Below are 250 nucleotides of genomic sequence, written 5' to 3' on the forward strand. Positions count from 1 at the left end.
GCGATGATCTTCCAGGAGCCGATGACGTCGCTCAATCCGCTCTACACCGTGGGCGACCAGATCGGCGAGATGATCGCCCTGCATGAACCGCTCGGGCGAGACGCTATTCGCAAACGCGCGCTCGCCATGCTGAAGCATGTCGAAATTCCCGACGCGGCGTCGCGCCTCGACGATTACCCGCACCAGATGTCGGGCGGCATGCGACAGCGCGTCATGATCGCCATGGCGCTGGCCTGCAACCCGTCGCTGC

At 64.4% G+C, this 250-nt stretch carries 1 protein-coding gene; it reads left to right on the forward strand.

Annotated features, from left to right (window positions below; all coding sequences use genetic code 11):
• Positions 1–250 (forward strand): ATP-binding cassette domain-containing protein (locus ASE56_RS17960; protein WP_200914084.1); only part of this gene is annotated, 250 nt, incomplete at both ends.

It is taken from the genome of Microbacterium sp. Leaf203, assembly GCF_001421275.1.
GTDB classification, from domain to species: Bacteria; Actinomycetota; Actinomycetes; order Actinomycetales; family Microbacteriaceae; genus Microbacterium; species Microbacterium testaceum_A.